Consider the following 16,487-nt stretch of genomic DNA (forward strand, 5'->3'; position numbering starts at 1 on the left):
AGTTACTCGCCATTTTCCTGTTGCTTATCATGACTTTGCTTTTCCAGTGCCTCGTCCTTCTTGCGTGCCAGTTTTTCACTGCCGGCATGCCAGTCGGCACTGACCTGCAACAACGCCTTGAGGGTCCCGGAATGGAATTCCCGGCGGTAGAGAATCCAAACGACCAGAGTAACCGCAGCCATAAACAGCAAGGGATTGATAAACCAACAAAACAGAGCCATGGCAAAGTAGTATGAGCGGAGCCCGAAGTTATAACTGTGTGCGGCTTTGTCGAGAACTTTACCGGCACTCTCCGCGTAGCGATTGCATTCTTCTTCGGATAATTCAGAGCGCTCTTTGTAAGGCATTGCACCTACCAGAACCCCACCAAAACCAAACTGACGCAGCGACCAGGTAAAGGTAAAAAAGGCGTAGACAAAGATTCCTGACAGCACCAGCAATTTCAACTGAATTACCGCCGGGCTGGTATTGTTAACGAATGGCAATATGGCCAGCAGCTCATAGAGATCGCCACTGCGGGCCAGTACAGTAACCAGACCGGCGAGAACCAGCATGCTGGTAGAAGCCATAAAAGCGACATTTCGCTCCAGGTTGGCAATAATCGAGGCATCCTGCACTCGCATTTCCCGACTGACAACCTGTTTCATCCAATCAATTCGATGATGGTGCATAACCAACGCCAGGCATTCCGTATGCGGGGCTTTATGCCGGGCATACTCTGAATAGCCAAGCCAGCATGCCGCAAACCAGAACAGGCTTAGCAAGTTTAACCACTCGCTGATAGCCCATAGCCATACACCTTCAAAGGTCATTCGTTTACCTCAAACAAGCCTGAATAAAATAAGCCCTCAGTGTACCATTAGGGGCCGGATGAAACCCACAAAACGCTCATCATGCCCAGAGTAATTTGCCCCAAATGCCAAAAACCTCAACGCACCTGCCAATGCGATTTGGTTACCCCTACCGACAACGCCATCGAAGTGGTGATCTGGCAGCATCCGAGCGAGGCCAAACACCCCAAAAACAGTGCCCTGTTGTTGCAACAGAGCCTGGCGAATTGTCGCACCCTGATGACAGAAACCATCAGCGAACAGGATTTTATCGATTGGTGCGGCAACAGTGGAAAAATCAATCTGCTGCTCTCGCCACTACCGGATCAAAAGATTGCAAGTTCAACCTTTTCCACCGATTCATCCCGGCTAATTGTCATCGATGGCACCTGGCGCAAGGCGCGCAAGATCTGCTATCTCAACCCATGGCTGCAACAGCTACCAACCATTGCCCTGCCCGATGACTACCAGAGCCATTACCGAATTCGCAAAGCCGAACAGCCCGGTCAATACTCAACACTGGAAGCCACCTGTCTGGCTTTAAGCCAGTTAGAGCAAAGCTCAGACAAGTATCAACCACTGCTGCAAGCCTTTGCCCAGCTAATGGACCGTCTGGAGCAATTCAGCCGCTAACATCGACAAAGCTGTGATAAACTCGATCGATTGCATTAGTGAATCCGTACAACGTTTAACGGTCTGGGGCATTACACCACGCCCGACCACTCTCTGAGGTAAACCATGACAGCAGCACACCCGGCCTTTGAACACCTGCGCAGCGAAACCATTGATTCTCTGCAGGTAACGGTTGAGGAATATCGCCACAAAAAAACAGGCGCCCAGCACATCCACGTTGCTGCCGACAACAACGAGAACGTCTTTCTGGTAGCACTGCGCACCGTGCCCCATGACTCAACCGGTGTAGCGCATATTCTGGAGCACACCGCCCTGTGCGGCAGTGAGAAATACCCGGTGCGCGATCCGTTTTTTATGATGATACGGCGCTCACTCAATACCTTTATGAACGCGTTCACCAGCTCCGACTGGACCGCCTACCCCTTTGCCAGCCAAAATCGCAAAGACTTCGACAACCTGCTGAGCGTCTATCTCGACGCCGTGTTTTTCTCGCGTCTGGATCCATTGGATTTCGCCCAGGAAGGCCATCGTCTGGAGTTTGCCGAGGCCGGTAACAAAGAATCCGATCTGGTGTTCAAAGGGGTGGTTTTCAATGAAATGAAGGGGGCCATGAGCTCGGTACCCAGCCAGCTTTGGCAAACCCTGTGCAAATACCTGTTCCCCACCAGCACCTACCATTACAACAGCGGCGGTGAACCCGAGGCGATCCCGGATCTCAGCTACGAACAGCTGGTGGCGTTCTACAAAACCCACTACCACCCCAGCAACGCCATTTTTATGACCTATGGCGATATCCCGGCTGCGGAGCAACAGCAGAAATTTGAAGACCAGGCCTTACATCGTTTCGAACGCCTTGATCGTGAAATTTCCGTTACCGACGAAAAGCGTTATCAGGCCCCGATTAAAGTGGAAGAAGCCTATCCGCTGACGGACGCCGACGACCTGACCGCCAAAACCCATGTGGTCATGGGCTGGCTGCTGGGGCAAAGTACCGATCTGCACGCCTCACTCGAAGCCCAATTACTGGCCAGCGTGCTGCTCGATAACAGTGCCTCGCCACTGCAACACGCGCTGGAAACCACCAGCCTGGGCACAGCACCATCCCCCCTGTGTGGTCTGGAAGACTCGCAGAAGGAACTGACCTTTATGTGCGGCCTGGAAGGTACCGAAGCCGAACACGCCGACGCCATTGAAACCCTGATTCTGGAGACCATCGAACAGGTTGCTGACAAGGGCGTGCCCTTTGAAGAACTGCAAGCCTGTCTGCGCCAACTGGAACTGCAACAGCGGGAAGTGGGCGGCGACTCCTACCCCTATGGCCTGCAGATCATTCTGACCGCATTGACCTCAGCCACTCACCGTGGTGATGTGATTGATCTGCTGAACCTCGACCCGGTGTTAGAGCGACTTCATAAGGCCATTGAAGACCCTGAGTACATCAAAGGCCTGGCCCGCAAACTGCTGTGCGATAACCAGCATCGGGTGCGCCTGATTATGGCGCCTGATGAAGCTTTATCAGAGCGCAAACAGCAGGCAGAAGCAGCCCGTCTGGCGAACATTAAAGCCGGTCTGGATGACCAACAGAAGCAGGCCATTATTGATCAGGCGCAAGCCCTGCAAGCCAGACAACTGCAACAGGATGACGAATCCATCCTGCCCAAAGTCGGTCTGGACGATATTCCCACTGAAATGCACTACACCGCCCGTGAAAGTGTTCAGCAACTCAGCGCGCCACTGACCCGCTACGCCGCCGGCACCAACGGTCTGGTTTACCAGCAAATCATTATTGATCTGCCACAGCTGAGTGAAGAACTGCTCTCGGTGCTGCCTTACTACAGTATCTGTCTGACCGAACTGGGGGTTGGCGATAAGAATTATCTCGACACCCAGCGCTGGCAAGCCCAGATTGCCGGCTCCATCAACGCCTTCACCTCCATCCGGGGCGCCAGTGATGACGTACAGAAGGTCACCGCCAACCTGACCTTGTCCGCCAAAGCCCTGAAAGGCGAGCAAGAGGGTTTGTGTGAACTGATGCAGGCAACACTGCAACAGGTGCGCTTTGATGAAACCGGGCGCGTCCGTGAGTTGATTTCTCAGACTCGCGCCCGCCGAGAGCAATCGGTCACTGGCAACGGTCACAGTCTGGCCATGGCCGCGGCCTGTGCTGGCATGAGCCCGTCAGCCCGAATTTCACATCGCCTTAACGGCCTTGAGGGACTCAAGACCATCAAGCTGCTGGATGAAAAGCTGAAAGACGACAACGAGCTACAGGCTTTCGTTGATTGCCTTTCACAACTGCACCAGAAAATACTGGCAGCACCACGTCAATACCTGCTGGTGGCAGAAAAAGATCACCTTGATCAATACCAGCAATCCATTGAAGCCCTATGGCAAGCGGATCAAACCAATGGCGGCAACGCCTTTGAACTGGCTCCTGTGAGCGAACAGATCAAACAGGGCTGGATCACCAACACCCAGGTAAACTTTTGCGCCAAGGCCTACACCACCGTCCCGGTCGAGCACCCGGATGCCGCAGCCCTGAGTGTACTCGGCGGTCTGCTCCGCAACGGCTATCTGCATCGCACCATCCGTGAACAGGGTGGAGCCTATGGCGGCGGCGCCAGCCAGGACAGCAATATTGCGGCCTTCCGCTTTTATTCCTATCGCGACCCGCGCCTCGGTGAAACGCTGGATGACTTTGATAAATCCATCGACTGGCTGATGAACGAAAACATTGAATGGCAAGCTGTGGAAGAGTCCATTCTGGGGGTTATCAGCTCACTGGACAAACCCAGTTCGCCGGCCGGTGAAGCCAAACAAACCTTCCATGCGGAACTGTTTGGCCGTACTCGCGAAAAACGCGAGCTGTTCAGAAAGCGTTTGCTGGATGTCACTTTGGAAGACCTGCGTCGCGTTGCCAGCACTTACCTCAAGCCGGAGTTGGCAAGCATTGCAGTGATCAGTAATGGCGCTCAGAAAGACAAGCTGGAAGCTCTGGGCTTAGACATCAAGAACGTCTAATTGATTCACGTTCACGATGTGTCTTACACATAGACACTTGGTAATAACCACTACCATAAGGGTTCGCCATCGAGGCGAACCCGGTTCTAATAATCCACTCGACCACGATTTTTTTTGATGGCCCCACGCTGGGTTTTCTTATCCATACGGCGCTTTTGTGAGGCTTTGGTCGGTTTGGTTGGTCTGCGTTTTTTACGCACCACATTGGCCGAACGGATCAACGCCACCAAACGCTGTAATGCATCCGCACGATTTTTTTCCTGAGTACGAAACTGCTGTGCCTTGATCACAATAACGCCCTCGCGACTGATACGACTGTCACTCAGCGCTAACAGCTTCTGTTTCAGGGTCTCGGGCAACGAAGACTGGCCTATATCAAAACGCAGATGAATGGCACTTGAGACCTTGTTGACGTTCTGGCCTCCGGCTCCTTGAGCCCTGATTGCGGATATTTCAATATCCTCTTCACTCAGTGACACCGTATTGGATATTTTCAAATCAGCCATAAACATTGCATGCCAGTAAACAAAGCCTGTGAGTTTACGTGTCAGAAATCGTTGAAAGAAGAGAAAAGGTCTATAATTTTGTGACATAAAGTATAAAAACGCCGAATCAAGGCATCACTCTCCCAAGGACTCAATCACCATGGACATGAAAGAGCTGCTCGATCGCTATAACGACCTCTGTGAAGACAATGACTGGAATGTATTCCACACCCCAAAGAATCTCTCAGCGGCACTGAGTGTCAATGCGGCCAAAATTTTGGAGCATTTCCAGTGGATTACTGAAGAAGAGTCCTTTAGTCTTGCAAGAATTACTGACCGAAAAGAAATAATCAGTCAGGAGCTGGCCACCACTTTTTTCAATATTCTGGCTCTAGCCAACAAGCTAAACATTGATTTGGAAAGCGCCATCATTAACAAAATGGATGAGGATTCGGCCCGCTATCAGGGCATGCCTGACGATGAAATCGTGGATGAATAACACCACCACTTTTCACCTAAGGGCACTCAGGGGAAATCGATTTTTATGAGTGATGACAAGCCGCGCCGTTCCGGCGTTTTCAAAACCCTCAGAAATTACACGGGAGCCATTACCTCCAGCGTAGTGGATGTGGCCAAAGCGGGGACAGCCATCCCGCTGATGTACACCGACAACTGGCTGAAAGACGTGTTTATGAAAACCGCGGATCCTGAGCGGATACAGGCCATGGCCGATGCCGGACGTTTTCTTAAAGACGCACGGGAAGTAGCTGGCCTGAATTTGCTTGAGCTATCTGAAGCACTGGGTCTGAAAGACGATGAACTCCTGCGTGAAGTGGAAGAAGGCCGGGCTACCCTGCCCTTCGATATGATTTTGCGCATTGCCGCACTGATTGCACGCCACGACCCCATCCCCTTTATCATCAAATTTGTCCGTACCTATAATCCGGCTCTGGAACAAAAGCTCGATGCCTGGGGCGTAACCATACTGCCAAAGCAGTACGAGCGGGAAAGACGCTTTATCAATCTGTTGCGCAAGCACGATGCCCTGCGCAGCATTACTGATGAAGAGTTCGAGCGACTGATCAATTATCAGGACGCCTCGGTTGAATACGCCCTGACCATTATGAGAAATGAAAAGGAAGTGAATAACCCGGGTTAGACTCCGGGTTATTTTTTGGGGACCTGTCCGGCATCAGGGCAAGTAAATCTTAAATACCCCGCCGCCCAAACTGCCGCCATTGCACAATTCGATGCGCCCCTGAACCTCACCGCGCTTATGCATCTCGGCGGTCTGCTGGGCAAAGTACAAGCCCAGATGAGTGCTGCCTTCACTAAAGCTTACCGACTGCTTAAAGCTCTGATCCAAAGCCCCCAACATAAATTGCGGATAACCGGCACCATCATCTTCAATGGTGATCACCAGCTGATCGTCCTCGACAATGGCTGACATTTTCATGGACTCTTTGGAGTAACGGGCACCGTTGACCAGAATATTGTGCACCACGCCACCAACCAGCTCGGAATCGTAATACCAGTACAAATCCTCATCGCAATCCACCTCAACATTCAGGCCATGCATTTCAAATAACATGTGATTGCGGGCAATCTGCTCTTCCAGTGTTTCGATGGGATAATGCTCATCGACCTGAACCGGCATGCGATTATGTTGCATCCGGTAAATCGACAGCAGCTGAATTAACTCGGTATTGATGCGTGCAGCTTCGTATTGCAGTACGCCGAACTGTTCGGACTGTTTCTCATTCTGGGGTGGCGTGTCACGGATAATCTCTTCCAGAGAATTCAGCAACATCCCCAGAGAATTCTTCATATCGTGAACGCTGGAGGCCAAAATCAGGGAAAAATCCGCGGCCTGGTTACTTTTATCGGTCATTGGGTTTCTCTTACCTTATTTTTAAGCGTGCGCTTCGCGGCTCAACACCCGCATCATATCCTGCAGCTGTCGATAGCGATTGAATTGAGGATGACTGGTAGAAATCCTCGACTCGACTTTCTTGAGAATACTCAGGCAAATATCCATCTGTTCTTCGTGAATACCATACTCTTTCATCTCGGAGGCCATGGCTTGCACCAGATTCAGGTGCACCCCAAGATGATTGGGAAACAGGCGTTTGGCACGGGAGAAGCACTCAATGGCGGCTTTGTAATCTTTGTTTTTGTAATGACCAATGCCCTCTTTATTAAGCCGTGCCACTTGCTTGCGATTGTGATCACTGACCGGCTCTTCCAGCAACTGATCAATTTTGCGCAGTGCTGCCTCATCATCCTTGTACTTCTCGAGCAATTGTTTCAGTAACTGGTCGGCGCGATCTTTCTGATCCAACTGTCGATAGGTACTGACCAGATCCAGTTCGGAATCCAGCGTCAGATCATCACCCAGAGAATCAATCTTTTCCCTGACTTCGTCGTAAAGTTTACTGGCCTGAAGTTTCTCGCCACGATTGTGTAGTAACTGACACTCAAGCATTTGTGTCTGCAGCTGCACCTGACTGTCGAGAGTAAAATGCTTATTGGCATTTTCCAGTGTTCTGAGCGCCTCCCTAGATACATCAGACGCATGTGAATCATGCTCATCAAACAACTTAACGCTGACCCGTCCCAACTGCATGTGATTGCTGAGACGGTCATGACAGGAATGGGCCCCAAGACGCACTGAGCGACTGTAGGCTTTGGCCGCCACCGAGAAGTCGTTATTGGCCTCTGCCGTCTCGGCCAGTGACGTTTGTCGCAAGATTGACTTAGGGGAAACGCCCACCGCCGATTCCAGAATTTTTTGCTTGGCCTCCAGATCCTGCTTGGTATCGTAGGCTTCAGCCAATAAATCATAGGCTTGCATGCAGTACGGATTGTCTTTGAGGATTTTTTTCAACCACTCAATGCTGGTATCCACATCGCCCTGACGCAACTTCACGGTCGACATCCCCACCTGAGCCCAATCCAGAGCCCGGACTTCCAGAATTTTCTTGAAAACCGCTTCGGCCTCGTCCAGATCGCCGTTTTTCAGAAACAGATCACCCAGTAATTTCTGGTAGCTGGTGGCATACCGGCTACCACTGTTAATGGCGGTACGAGCGACAGCAATGGCCGCGTCAGTATTGCCGTCGTTAAGCTGCTGAAAGACAGGCATCATCTCCTGGCGCTGCAGCAGAAGACGATCAAGCCGCTTACGCAGAGTATTACCGGTAATGGGTTTAGTCAGATAGGCATCCGGGGAATCATCATAGGCCGACAGTACAGTGCTGACACTGGATTCGGCCGACACCATCACAAACAGACTTTCGCGCTTAAGCAAGTTTTTATGGCGCAACTCCTCCAGCACCTGCTGGCCATTCTTGCCCTGCCCCAGGTTGTAATCACACAAAACCAGATCATAGGCACGCTCGCCACAATGTTTAATTGCAGCTTTGCCATGAATGGCGCTCGCAACATTCTGGCAGCCGAACTCCTCCAACATTTTAATCACCGCAATGCGGAAATTGTTGAAATCGTCCACTACCAGGACTTGCAGCCCACCGTATCCACCAAAAGCCATATTTGAATCCATACCCCAAAATGGTCACAGCTCAATAGTAGAGTGAAACCACAGAAATTTCACGACAACATTGGCATGATCACAGACGACCCATTAAAATTGCGGCCCAGATTCAACTTCGCGATGATCACCATGACCACATCTAACGACAAACCGGACACGCTTTATGCCAACCCGCTGGAGCAGGTAAAAGGCTTCCGCTTTGACCAGTCAGTGGTGGAAGTGTTCCCCGACATGATCAAGCGCTCTGTGCCCGGCTACGCCACCATTATCAGTATGATTGGCAATCTGGCTGAGCGCTACGCCCGCAGTGACAGCCGCTGCTTTGATCTCGGCTGTTCACTGGGCGCGGCCACACTGGCCATGCGCCACCGCATTCAGGCCGCCAACTGCGACATTGTTGCCGTCGACAATTCTGCGGCCATGATAGAACGCTGCCGGGAAGTGATGGCCGCCGACAGTGGCGAAGTGCCGGTGGACCTGATGTGTGCCAATCTTGAAGACGTAAAAATCAGCAATGCCTCGATCGTTGTACTGAACTTTACCCTGCAATTTATTGCCCCGGAAAAACGCGATGACATCATTCACAGCATCTATCAGGGGCTTAATCCGGGTGGCATATTGATCCTCTCGGAAAAAATTGAGTTTGGCGACAAGCCGCACGACGACCTGATGATCGAACTGCATCACAACTTCAAGCGTGCCAATGGCTACAGCGATTTGGAAGTTGCCCAGAAACGCTCAGCCATTGAAAACGTGCTGATTCCGGAATCTCTGGACAGCCACCTTAAACGCATGCAGCGAGCGGGCTTTGCCAGCTCTGACGTCTGGTTCCAATGTTTTAATTTTGCCTCCATGATTGCCATCAAATGATCGACTTCACAGCCTTTATCAACAGTCTCAAAGGAACTCAACTGGAAGACTGGTGCGATACCCTGCCACAACAACTGGCCGATAACTTCAACACCCGCCGCTACGGTGATTTACCCGGTTGGCTTGATGCTCTGGCACAACTGCCAGAAGTCACAACCGATCAAATCGAACTGAAAGATCGAGTGGCACTCACCAGTTCAGAGCGTTTGCCGGAAGCTTCTCTCAAGCTCATCGATCAAAGCCTGCGCGCACTGATTCCATGGCGTAAAGGCCCCTATCAGGTTCACGACAGTTTTATTGATACCGAGTGGCGCTCAGACTGGAAATGGGACCGGGTTTTGCCCCATCTCGACAAACTGAATAATCGCACCATTCTCGACGTGGGTTGCGGCAACGGTTACCACTGCTGGCGCATGCTGGGTGAAGGCGCACAACGGGTGATTGGCATAGACCCATCACCGCGCTTTATTGTGCAGTTCAATATGATCAAGCACTTTATCGGCGAAGCCCCCGTGGATGTACTGCCTCTGGGAATTGAAGACTTGCCAGCGGATCTGCAGGCCTTTGACACCACTTTCTCCATGGGCGTGCTCTATCACCGTCGTTCACCCATGGATCATCTGCGTGAGCTGAAAGCGACCCTGAGGCCGGGAGGCCAACTGGTACTGGAGACTCTGGTGATCGAAGGCAAACTCGGGGAGGTGCTGGTACCGGAGGGACGTTACGCAAAAATGAATAATGTCTGGTTTTTACCCAGCTGCGACACACTCGTTTCTTGGATGCGCAAATGCGGATTTAAAAACCCCAGAGTCGTGGACATTAATACCACCACCACCGAAGAGCAAAGGGCCACCGAGTGGATGACCTACCACTCACTGGCGGAGTTCCTCGACCCCAACGACAGCTCCCGGACAGCGGAAGGTCACCCGGCACCGGTTCGCGCCGTGATTGTCGCCGAAGCAGGATAACCACCGAAGCCTGATAACCGATGATTGAAACACGAGGGTCCTGACGGCGCCCTACCTCAATGTCGGCAATCAATCGTCCTGAGGGGTTACCGCAAGCGCCAGACCGAACTCGGCCACTACCTGCTCACACCATGTATTCAGGCGAGCAGCGGACATCTCTTCCTGCTGATCTTCATCCAGAGCCAGACCAACAAAATGGGTTTTATCCGGAGTCAGTGCTTTTGAGGCATCGAAATCGTAACCTTCCACCGGCCACAAACCGACGATGGTAGCGCCGTTTGGCACAATCACATCGTGCAACATGCCCATGGCATCAAGAAAGTAATCGCCATAACCAAATTGATCACCCAGGCCAACCAATGCCACCAGTTTGCCCGTGAAGTCCACCTCGGCAATATCGTCCCAGAACTCCTCCCAGTCCGACTGGATCTGGCCAAAGTCCCAAGTGGGAATACCCAGAATCACATATTGATAATCTGCAAATTCCAACTGGGTAACATCGGCAATATCGTGCACATCCACATTATCCTCACCCAGCCGTTGCTGGATACGATAGGAAATGGACTCTGTATTGCCCTCGTCACTCCCAAAGAAAAGACCAATTTTTGACACTGAAGCACCCTGCTGGCTATTAGATTTCGGGGGCGAATTTTCCCAGTTCTAATCGCGATAGGCAACCATCAGCCGGCCAGATGAAAATGGCGGTGTTAAGATTGGTAAAAGCCGGTTATAGCGCCATGACAGTCTCAGCTCAACTGGTTAACCTAGACATATTGGTAAACAAAGATTATTGCGCCAAACTTACGTCAACAGATCAATCAGCCGGACCATACCCATAACAATATGAGCAAACTTCTACTAGTCGATGACGATAAAGAACTGAGTAAACTACTCGGGGAATACCTGATCAACGAGGGCTTTGAAGTCACCCTCGCCCACGACGGTGAAGAAGGCGTTATACAGGCGTCGAAAAGAGACTACGACGCCATTGTGCTTGACGTTATGATGCCCAAACTCAATGGCCTGGAAGCCTTGCGCAAAATCCGCGAACAAAAGCAGACCGCCATATTGATGCTCACCGCCAAAGGCGAAACCATCGATCGTATCGTTGGTCTGGAAATGGGGGCCGATGACTACCTGCCCAAACCCTGTAACCCAAGAGAGCTGGTGGCTCGATTACGGGCGATCTTACGCCGCGGCAACACTGAGGAAGAAGCTGAACCGGCCCAGGATGAAATCCAGGTCAATCAGCTCTATCTGCACAACAAAAGCCACTCGGTATTTTTTGATGAGAAACCCGTCACCCTGACCGGTGCAGAATTCACCGTTCTGGAATTGCTGATGCGCTCGGCCGGTGAAGTGATCAGCAAAGAATTACTGACCGAAAAAGCCCTCAACCGCAAACTGACCCCCTACGACCGCAGCATTGATGTCCACGTCAGCAATATTCGCAAAAAACTGACCAATGCCGGAGCCAACAAAGAGTTGATCATCAATATCCGCGGCGCCGGTTATATGTTGACCATCCAGTGACCAGCTACCCGACCCAGACATGAGCAAGCTCTACTTCAAAATCTTTCTGTCCTTCTGGCTGGTAATGATCCTGACCGTGGTGAGCTCCAGCTTTATTACCCACTGGTTCAATCTGGGCGCAGACAAACATCTGGTAGCAAAGCACGATGATCCTTTTGACGGACCAGGCGGCCGCCTGTTAAGGGAAATAGTCAGTAATGCGGTTAACTTCCCTCTCGAAGAAGTCACTCATGGCTTACAGCAAATGCCGGAATGGGCTATTGAGAGCCTGTATATTCTTGATGAAACCGGTGAAGACGTATTGCGGCGACCGTTGCCAGAAACTGTCGCAACCTTCTCCGGCAAAGTGACCGACAAACACCCCTTCTATCGCAAGCGTCTCAACCAGTACACCGTCTATGTCCGTCAGATTCAGCTGATTGATGGCCACAGAGTCAAACTGATAGCCACTCCTCCCAACGACAACAGCTTTGGCTGGAAACTGTTTTTCAACAACGCCTGGATCTTTCTACTGACCTGCATCCTGATCACGGGGCTGTGTTGTTATTTTATTGCCCGCTATATGAGCAGGGACTTCAACACCATCAAAAAGGCCACCATGAGCCTGGCTGAAGGCGACTGGAATGCCCGGATTTCTGATGGGGTGTGTAGCGGCCACACGGAGTTCAGCAAGCTGGCCCGTAACTTCAATTACATGGCCGACAATCTGCAGAAATCAATGCTGGAGCAAAAGCGCCTGATCAAGGATGTCTCCCATGAGCTCAGATCGCCCCTGGCTCGCCTGCAAGTAGCGCTGGCTATTGTCCAGCAAAAGGCCAACGATGAGATCAAAGACGAACTCTTCAGAATCAAGGACGCTGCCGACTACCTTAATGATGTGATTTCCAACATCCTGTCTCTACCCATCAACGATCAGCAAAGCTGGCAACTCGATGACGTAGTGGAGCTTAATTCCATGCTCTCGCTGGTGGTGGATCAAAACCGTCCGGAAGCCGACGACAAGCAGGTTAACGTTATCTTCAGAAGCAAACTGGATGAAGCTATTGTCATGAGCCGGAGCAACACACTGGTCGGCGTATTTGACAATGTGTTACGTAACGCCGTGCACTATACCGCCGAAGCCACAACCATCGACGTGTTACTCGATCAGTGTGGCGAAAACTACTGCATTCGCTTTCAGGATCAGGGCCCCGGGGTGCCTGAAGAAAACCTTAAGGGTATCTTCAAGCCGTTTTTCCGAACCTGTGAGGCCCGCAATCGTGAGAGTGGTGGCTACGGCCTGGGACTGGCCATTGCCGAGCGCACCATCAAACTGCACCACGGTACCATCAGCGCCAAAAACGTCGATCCGACCGGTCTGGAAGTTGAAATCAACCTGCCCCGAACCAATCTGGATGAATAATCGATTAACCTCAGAATCTATTTATCATCCAGATATTTTTCCTCATCAAAGGTTTTCATCAGATCCGGTCGCAACACCGTAACCACAGTGGCAACGGCACAATTGATAAACCCCTCGGGAAACATCATCAACAGCAGTAAGTAGGCATACTCTTCAAACAGCGCCAACAAACCGGCATTGTCGATCCACAACAGATACAGCCAGCTGGATACACCCACCGCCAGTAATGTGGGTACCGCGCCAAAGAAAGCCGCACCAAACAGATAAAAAAACAGGTTGGAATCGGGGATGCGGTGAATCAGTTTCAATAGCAGGCTCACCACCGCAACCGGAACCAACACCATGGTCACCAATTCAAATGGCAATACCGACCAGGGCTGTTGGTTAAACAAATGCGTGAGAAGCAGTGCGCCACTCCCGGATAACAAGGCAAGAGGTGCGCCGAACATCATGGTCACCACATTCATGGCAATAGGATGCAACAGCAACTCATCCCGTATCTCAATCTGCAACTGCCAGAACAGCGCGAGCAGTAAAATGGAAGCGAAAAACAGATGCTGGCGCTCCTGCCGCTGATGCAACTGCTTCCATGGGGCATGCCATAGCCCCCAGAGCAAAGCGGGAATCGCCAAAATCAAGCCCGGCAGCATCTGCCAGAAATTCAATACCGTTAAAAAACTCAACGAACCCTCTCAGTAACATCTGGCCGACAATTTTTGCCGCCAATATATTGGCAGCGGCAATAAATCACCTGTTAAAACTTGCGCCACCGTCATAAAGCCGTCCAAACAACAAACCCTCAGCCGCCCTAAACAACCTATAACCCATTGTTTTTAAAGGATATTAAAGCCTTTAAATAAAACTGGCACACATTTCGCAGAACAGGCAACACAATAACTCACTGCGGGTGTTTTGCCATCTGGCTTTGATGCCCCAATACAGGAAACGACAGGATCAGGTTATGGTCACATCGGTTAGAACTTTAGGAAGTGTAGCGTCAGCTAAGGATAACGCCGTCCGTTTACGCCCTCCGGTCAGACAGAATGACTCGACGGAAACCCTGTTTCATCTGACCCAGTCGCTGCAGACATCACTGGACATCAGCCGCATTCTGGAAATGTTCTTTGAACAGTTACAGTCCATTGTGCCAGTCAGAGGCATGGTCTACAAAAATCCCATCGCTTTTACCCAGACCTTCAGTCTCGGTAAAGAGAGTGCGCATCATGTCGACTATCGCCTGAACCTGCAGCAGGAAAGTCTGGGCGAGCTGACATTTTCACGCAGCCGCCGTTTTGCTGAACCGGAGCTGGAAACCATCGAAGGGCTGATCAGCGCCCTGATCTTTCCACTTCGCAACGCTGTCCACTACCGTCAGGCACTTCTGAGTGCCTTGAGAGACCCCCTGACCGGCGCTGGCAACAGAGCAGGAATGGATCAGTCTCTCGAGCGTGAAATTCTGCTGGCCCAACGCTATGAGCAGCCGCTGTCGATTCTGGCCATTGATATTGATTTCTTTAAAAACATCAACGACAAGTTCGGCCATGTCTGCGGCGATGATGTACTCAAAGAAGTGGCTCAAAGTATTGCCGAGGTCACACGCCAGACCGATATGACGTTCCGTTTCGGCGGAGAAGAATTTATGGTCATCCTCAGTAAAACCGATCTGCAGGGCGCTTCGCTGATCGCTGAGAGAGTTCGCAAGTTCATCGAATCCCTGCAGGTGGAAAGCCACAAAGAATTGATTAAAACCACCGTCAGTATTGGTGTTAGCACCCTGCATCAGGGCGATGACAACACCAGCCTGTTTGATCGGGCCGACAAAGCCCTGTATCGGGCCAAGCGCTCAGGTCGGAACCGTGTGGTGACAGAGACGCTCCCCAAGGCCTGAGCGTCGCACTGACTTAGAACCAACAACCTCTGATGCTCCGGGTGTCAGGGGTTTTTTATTGCCCGATTGCTGATCATGCCTGCTGTTCTGCCGTAACAATAATTCTTATCAATTGATAAAGCCTCTCCTAAAAGAATGAAAATATTTCTTATTACTATTTACAACCTATTGATTTTAAAAGGTTTTTTTGACAAAGGCTGACACCTGCCCTAGACTTGGTCGACGATTCAAAAAACCAACCGTTTCACTTGGGTTTAGGACAACATCATGAAAGGCGACGCCAAGGTTATCGACTATCTGAACCGGGTTCTGACACTGGAACTCACCTCAATCAACCAGTATTTTCTCCACGCGCGCATGTACCGCAATTGGGGACTGGAAGAGCTCAATAACAAGAGCTACAGGAAATCCATCAAGGATATGAAACAGGCAGACGATCTGATTGAGCGCATCCTGTTTCTTGAAGGTTTACCCAACCTGCAGCATCTGGAGAAGATCCGCATCGGTGAACACACCAAGGAAATGCTCCAGTGTGATATGGCCTTTCAGCAGGAGCAGCACAAGCTACTGAAAGATGCTATTGCCTACTGCGAAACCGCTCAGGACTATGTCAGTCGCGATATTCTTGAAGACATTCTGAGCTATGAAGAAGAACACATTGACTGGCTGGAAGCTCAAGAGTACCTGATCGACAACACCGGTCTGGAAAACTACCTGCAATCACAGATGTAACCATCAGACAGCAACGATTTAAGCGGAGATTTAACAATGAAAGGCAACGACAAGGTTATCAAGGCTCTCAACGGTCTGCTTGGTTATGAACTGGCAGCCATGGACCAGTATTTTATCCACTCTCGCATGTACGACGATTGGGGTATCTCGAAACTGTTTGAGCGTATCGATCACGAGTTTGACGATGAAAAAGGCCATGCCGCAGCTCTGATCGAGCGTATTCTGTTTCTCGAAGGCACACCTGATATGGTCACTCGTACACCCATCAATATTGGGAAAACCGTACCGGAAATGCTGCAAAGCGATCTCGACGTAGAATACGCTGTCGATAAAGCGCTCAAGGACGCCATCAAGATCTGCGAACAAGAGAGCGATTACGAAAGCCGCAACATTCTTGAAAAACTGCTGGAAGACACTGAAGTCGACCACGCCTGGTGGCTGGAGAAACAACTGGGTCTGATCGACAAAATCGGGCTGCAAAACTACATCCAGTCTCAGATGTAAATGGTTGCAGCGCATCGCTGACCAAAACCCGCCAAACGCCGCACCCCGCGGCGTTTTTTTTGCCTTAA

17 protein-coding genes are annotated in these 16,487 nt (G+C 51.0%); 11 read left to right on the forward strand and 6 right to left on the reverse strand.

The genetic code is table 11. From position 1 onward, the window contains the following. Positions 1-2: 2 nt before the first annotated feature. Positions 3-812, reverse strand: a complete 810-nt coding sequence (locus ACPXV9_RS05070) for a DUF599 domain-containing protein (RefSeq protein ID WP_423895156.1) — start codon at positions 810-812, stop codon at positions 3-5. Between the two features lie 81 nt (positions 813-893). On the opposite strand from ACPXV9_RS05070, the gene ACPXV9_RS05075 reads away from it, so the two are divergent. Next, positions 894-1,463: a tRNA-uridine aminocarboxypropyltransferase gene (locus ACPXV9_RS05075; protein WP_423895158.1), complete on the forward strand. Its 570-nt coding sequence runs from the start codon at positions 894-896 to the stop codon at positions 1,461-1,463. Positions 1,464-1,568: 105 nt separating this feature from the next. Further along, entirely contained in the window at positions 1,569-4,484 is a 2,916-nt protein-coding gene (locus tag ACPXV9_RS05080; RefSeq protein ID WP_423895159.1) for an insulinase family protein, read from the forward strand. Positions 4,485-4,570: 86 nt separating this feature from the next. Here the strand turns inward: ACPXV9_RS05080 and arfB are convergent, their stop codons facing one another. Then, positions 4,571-4,990 carry an alternative ribosome rescue aminoacyl-tRNA hydrolase ArfB gene (gene arfB / locus ACPXV9_RS05085; protein WP_423895161.1) on the reverse strand — a complete coding sequence of 140 codons (420 nt, stop codon included), beginning with the start codon at positions 4,988-4,990 and terminating at the stop codon, positions 4,571-4,573. Positions 4,991-5,129: 139 nt separating this feature from the next. Here arfB and ACPXV9_RS05090 point away from each other — a divergent pair, with 139 nt between their 5' ends. Beyond that, positions 5,130-5,468, forward strand: coding sequence for a MazG-like family protein (locus ACPXV9_RS05090; RefSeq protein ID WP_423895162.1), 339 nt, complete (start codon positions 5,130-5,132; stop codon positions 5,466-5,468). A gap of 45 nt (positions 5,469-5,513) precedes the next feature. Beyond that, positions 5,514-6,128, forward strand: a complete 615-nt coding sequence (locus tag ACPXV9_RS05095) for a helix-turn-helix domain-containing protein (protein ID WP_423895164.1) — start codon at positions 5,514-5,516, stop codon at positions 6,126-6,128. A gap of 33 nt (positions 6,129-6,161) precedes the next feature. Here ACPXV9_RS05095 and ACPXV9_RS05100 read toward each other — a convergent pair whose 3' ends face one another. After that, positions 6,162-6,860, reverse strand: a complete 699-nt coding sequence (locus tag ACPXV9_RS05100) for a sensor histidine kinase (RefSeq protein ID WP_423895166.1) — start codon at positions 6,858-6,860, stop codon at positions 6,162-6,164. Positions 6,861-6,881: 21 nt separating this feature from the next. Beyond that, positions 6,882-8,519, reverse strand: a complete 1,638-nt coding sequence (locus tag ACPXV9_RS05105; RefSeq protein ID WP_423895168.1) for a response regulator — start codon at positions 8,517-8,519, stop codon at positions 6,882-6,884. Positions 8,520-8,651: 132 nt separating this feature from the next. Here ACPXV9_RS05105 and cmoA point away from each other — a divergent pair, with 132 nt between their 5' ends. Next, entirely contained in the window at positions 8,652-9,392 is a 741-nt protein-coding gene (gene cmoA / locus ACPXV9_RS05110; RefSeq protein WP_423895170.1) for a carboxy-S-adenosyl-L-methionine synthase CmoA, read from the forward strand. Next, positions 9,389-10,360, forward strand: coding sequence for a tRNA 5-methoxyuridine(34)/uridine 5-oxyacetic acid(34) synthase CmoB (cmoB, locus tag ACPXV9_RS05115; RefSeq protein ID WP_423895171.1), 972 nt, complete (start codon positions 9,389-9,391; stop codon positions 10,358-10,360). The genes cmoA and cmoB overlap by 4 nt, the downstream gene beginning before the upstream one ends. 69 nt (positions 10,361-10,429) lie before the next feature. Here cmoB and fldB read toward each other — a convergent pair whose 3' ends face one another. Then, positions 10,430-10,972, reverse strand: coding sequence for a flavodoxin FldB (fldB, locus tag ACPXV9_RS05120; protein ID WP_423895173.1), 543 nt, complete (start codon positions 10,970-10,972; stop codon positions 10,430-10,432). Positions 10,973-11,203: 231 nt separating this feature from the next. Here fldB and ACPXV9_RS05125 point away from each other — a divergent pair, with 231 nt between their 5' ends. Both ACPXV9_RS05125 and ACPXV9_RS05130 read left to right on the forward strand, forming a co-directional pair. Next, the gene (locus ACPXV9_RS05125) at positions 11,204-11,893 is read left to right on the forward strand and encodes a response regulator (protein ID WP_423895175.1); all 690 of its coding nucleotides are present in this window, start codon (positions 11,204-11,206) and stop codon (positions 11,891-11,893) included. Positions 11,894-11,912: 19 nt separating this feature from the next. Continuing rightward, positions 11,913-13,295 (forward strand): ATP-binding protein, encoded by a 1,383-nt coding sequence (locus tag ACPXV9_RS05130; protein ID WP_423895177.1) that lies wholly within the window; start codon positions 11,913-11,915, stop codon positions 13,293-13,295. A gap of 17 nt (positions 13,296-13,312) precedes the next feature. On the opposite strand, the gene ACPXV9_RS05135 is transcribed toward ACPXV9_RS05130, so the two are convergent. After that, on the reverse strand, positions 13,313-13,978 hold the full coding sequence (locus tag ACPXV9_RS05135) for an energy-coupling factor ABC transporter permease (protein WP_423895179.1): 666 nt from the start codon (positions 13,976-13,978) through the stop codon (positions 13,313-13,315). Between the two features lie 278 nt (positions 13,979-14,256). On the opposite strand from ACPXV9_RS05135, the gene ACPXV9_RS05140 reads away from it, so the two are divergent. The 3 genes from ACPXV9_RS05140 to bfr (ACPXV9_RS05150) all read left to right on the forward strand — a co-directional run bounded on the left by ACPXV9_RS05140 (position 14,257) and on the right by bfr (ACPXV9_RS05150) (position 16,419). After that, positions 14,257-15,183 (forward strand): GGDEF domain-containing protein, encoded by a 927-nt coding sequence (locus ACPXV9_RS05140; RefSeq protein ID WP_423895181.1) that lies wholly within the window; start codon positions 14,257-14,259, stop codon positions 15,181-15,183. A 267-nt stretch (positions 15,184-15,450) separates the two neighbouring features. Beyond that, complete coding sequence (gene bfr, locus ACPXV9_RS05145; protein ID WP_423895183.1) at positions 15,451-15,915, forward strand: bacterioferritin; 465 nt, start codon at positions 15,451-15,453, stop codon at positions 15,913-15,915. Between the two features lie 36 nt (positions 15,916-15,951). After that, complete coding sequence (gene bfr / locus ACPXV9_RS05150) at positions 15,952-16,419, forward strand: bacterioferritin (RefSeq protein WP_423895185.1); 468 nt, start codon at positions 15,952-15,954, stop codon at positions 16,417-16,419. The last annotated feature ends 68 nt before the right edge of the window (positions 16,420-16,487 follow it).

This window comes from Candidatus Pelagadaptatus aseana, from assembly GCF_040362265.1.
GTDB lineage: Bacteria > Pseudomonadota > Gammaproteobacteria > Pseudomonadales > Cellvibrionaceae > Pelagadaptatus > Pelagadaptatus aseana.

Excerpts from the sequence above, each read along its gene's own strand:
- ACPXV9_RS05070 (WP_423895156.1), bottom strand. The coding sequence starts at position 812 with ATGACCTTTGAAGGTGTATGGCTATGGGCTATCAGCGAGTGGTTAAAC.
- ACPXV9_RS05075 (WP_423895158.1), top strand. The coding sequence starts at position 894 with ATGCCCAGAGTAATTTGCCCCAAATGCCAAAAACCTCAACGCACCTGC.
- ACPXV9_RS05080 (WP_423895159.1), top strand. The coding sequence starts at position 1,569 with ATGACAGCAGCACACCCGGCCTTTGAACACCTGCGCAGCGAAACCATT.
- arfB (WP_423895161.1), bottom strand. The coding sequence starts at position 4,990 with ATGGCTGATTTGAAAATATCCAATACGGTGTCACTGAGTGAAGAGGAT.
- ACPXV9_RS05090 (WP_423895162.1), top strand. The coding sequence starts at position 5,130 with ATGGACATGAAAGAGCTGCTCGATCGCTATAACGACCTCTGTGAAGAC.
- ACPXV9_RS05095 (WP_423895164.1), top strand. The coding sequence starts at position 5,514 with ATGAGTGATGACAAGCCGCGCCGTTCCGGCGTTTTCAAAACCCTCAGA.
- ACPXV9_RS05100 (WP_423895166.1), bottom strand. The coding sequence starts at position 6,860 with ATGACCGATAAAAGTAACCAGGCCGCGGATTTTTCCCTGATTTTGGCC.
- ACPXV9_RS05105 (WP_423895168.1), bottom strand. The coding sequence starts at position 8,519 with ATGGCTTTTGGTGGATACGGTGGGCTGCAAGTCCTGGTAGTGGACGAT.
- cmoA (WP_423895170.1), top strand. The coding sequence starts at position 8,652 with ATGACCACATCTAACGACAAACCGGACACGCTTTATGCCAACCCGCTG.
- cmoB (WP_423895171.1), top strand. The coding sequence starts at position 9,389 with ATGATCGACTTCACAGCCTTTATCAACAGTCTCAAAGGAACTCAACTG.
- ACPXV9_RS05125 (WP_423895175.1), top strand. The coding sequence starts at position 11,204 with ATGAGCAAACTTCTACTAGTCGATGACGATAAAGAACTGAGTAAACTA.
- ACPXV9_RS05130 (WP_423895177.1), top strand. The coding sequence starts at position 11,913 with ATGAGCAAGCTCTACTTCAAAATCTTTCTGTCCTTCTGGCTGGTAATG.
- ACPXV9_RS05140 (WP_423895181.1), top strand. The coding sequence starts at position 14,257 with ATGGTCACATCGGTTAGAACTTTAGGAAGTGTAGCGTCAGCTAAGGAT.
- bfr (WP_423895183.1), top strand. The coding sequence starts at position 15,451 with ATGAAAGGCGACGCCAAGGTTATCGACTATCTGAACCGGGTTCTGACA.
- bfr (WP_423895185.1), top strand. The coding sequence starts at position 15,952 with ATGAAAGGCAACGACAAGGTTATCAAGGCTCTCAACGGTCTGCTTGGT.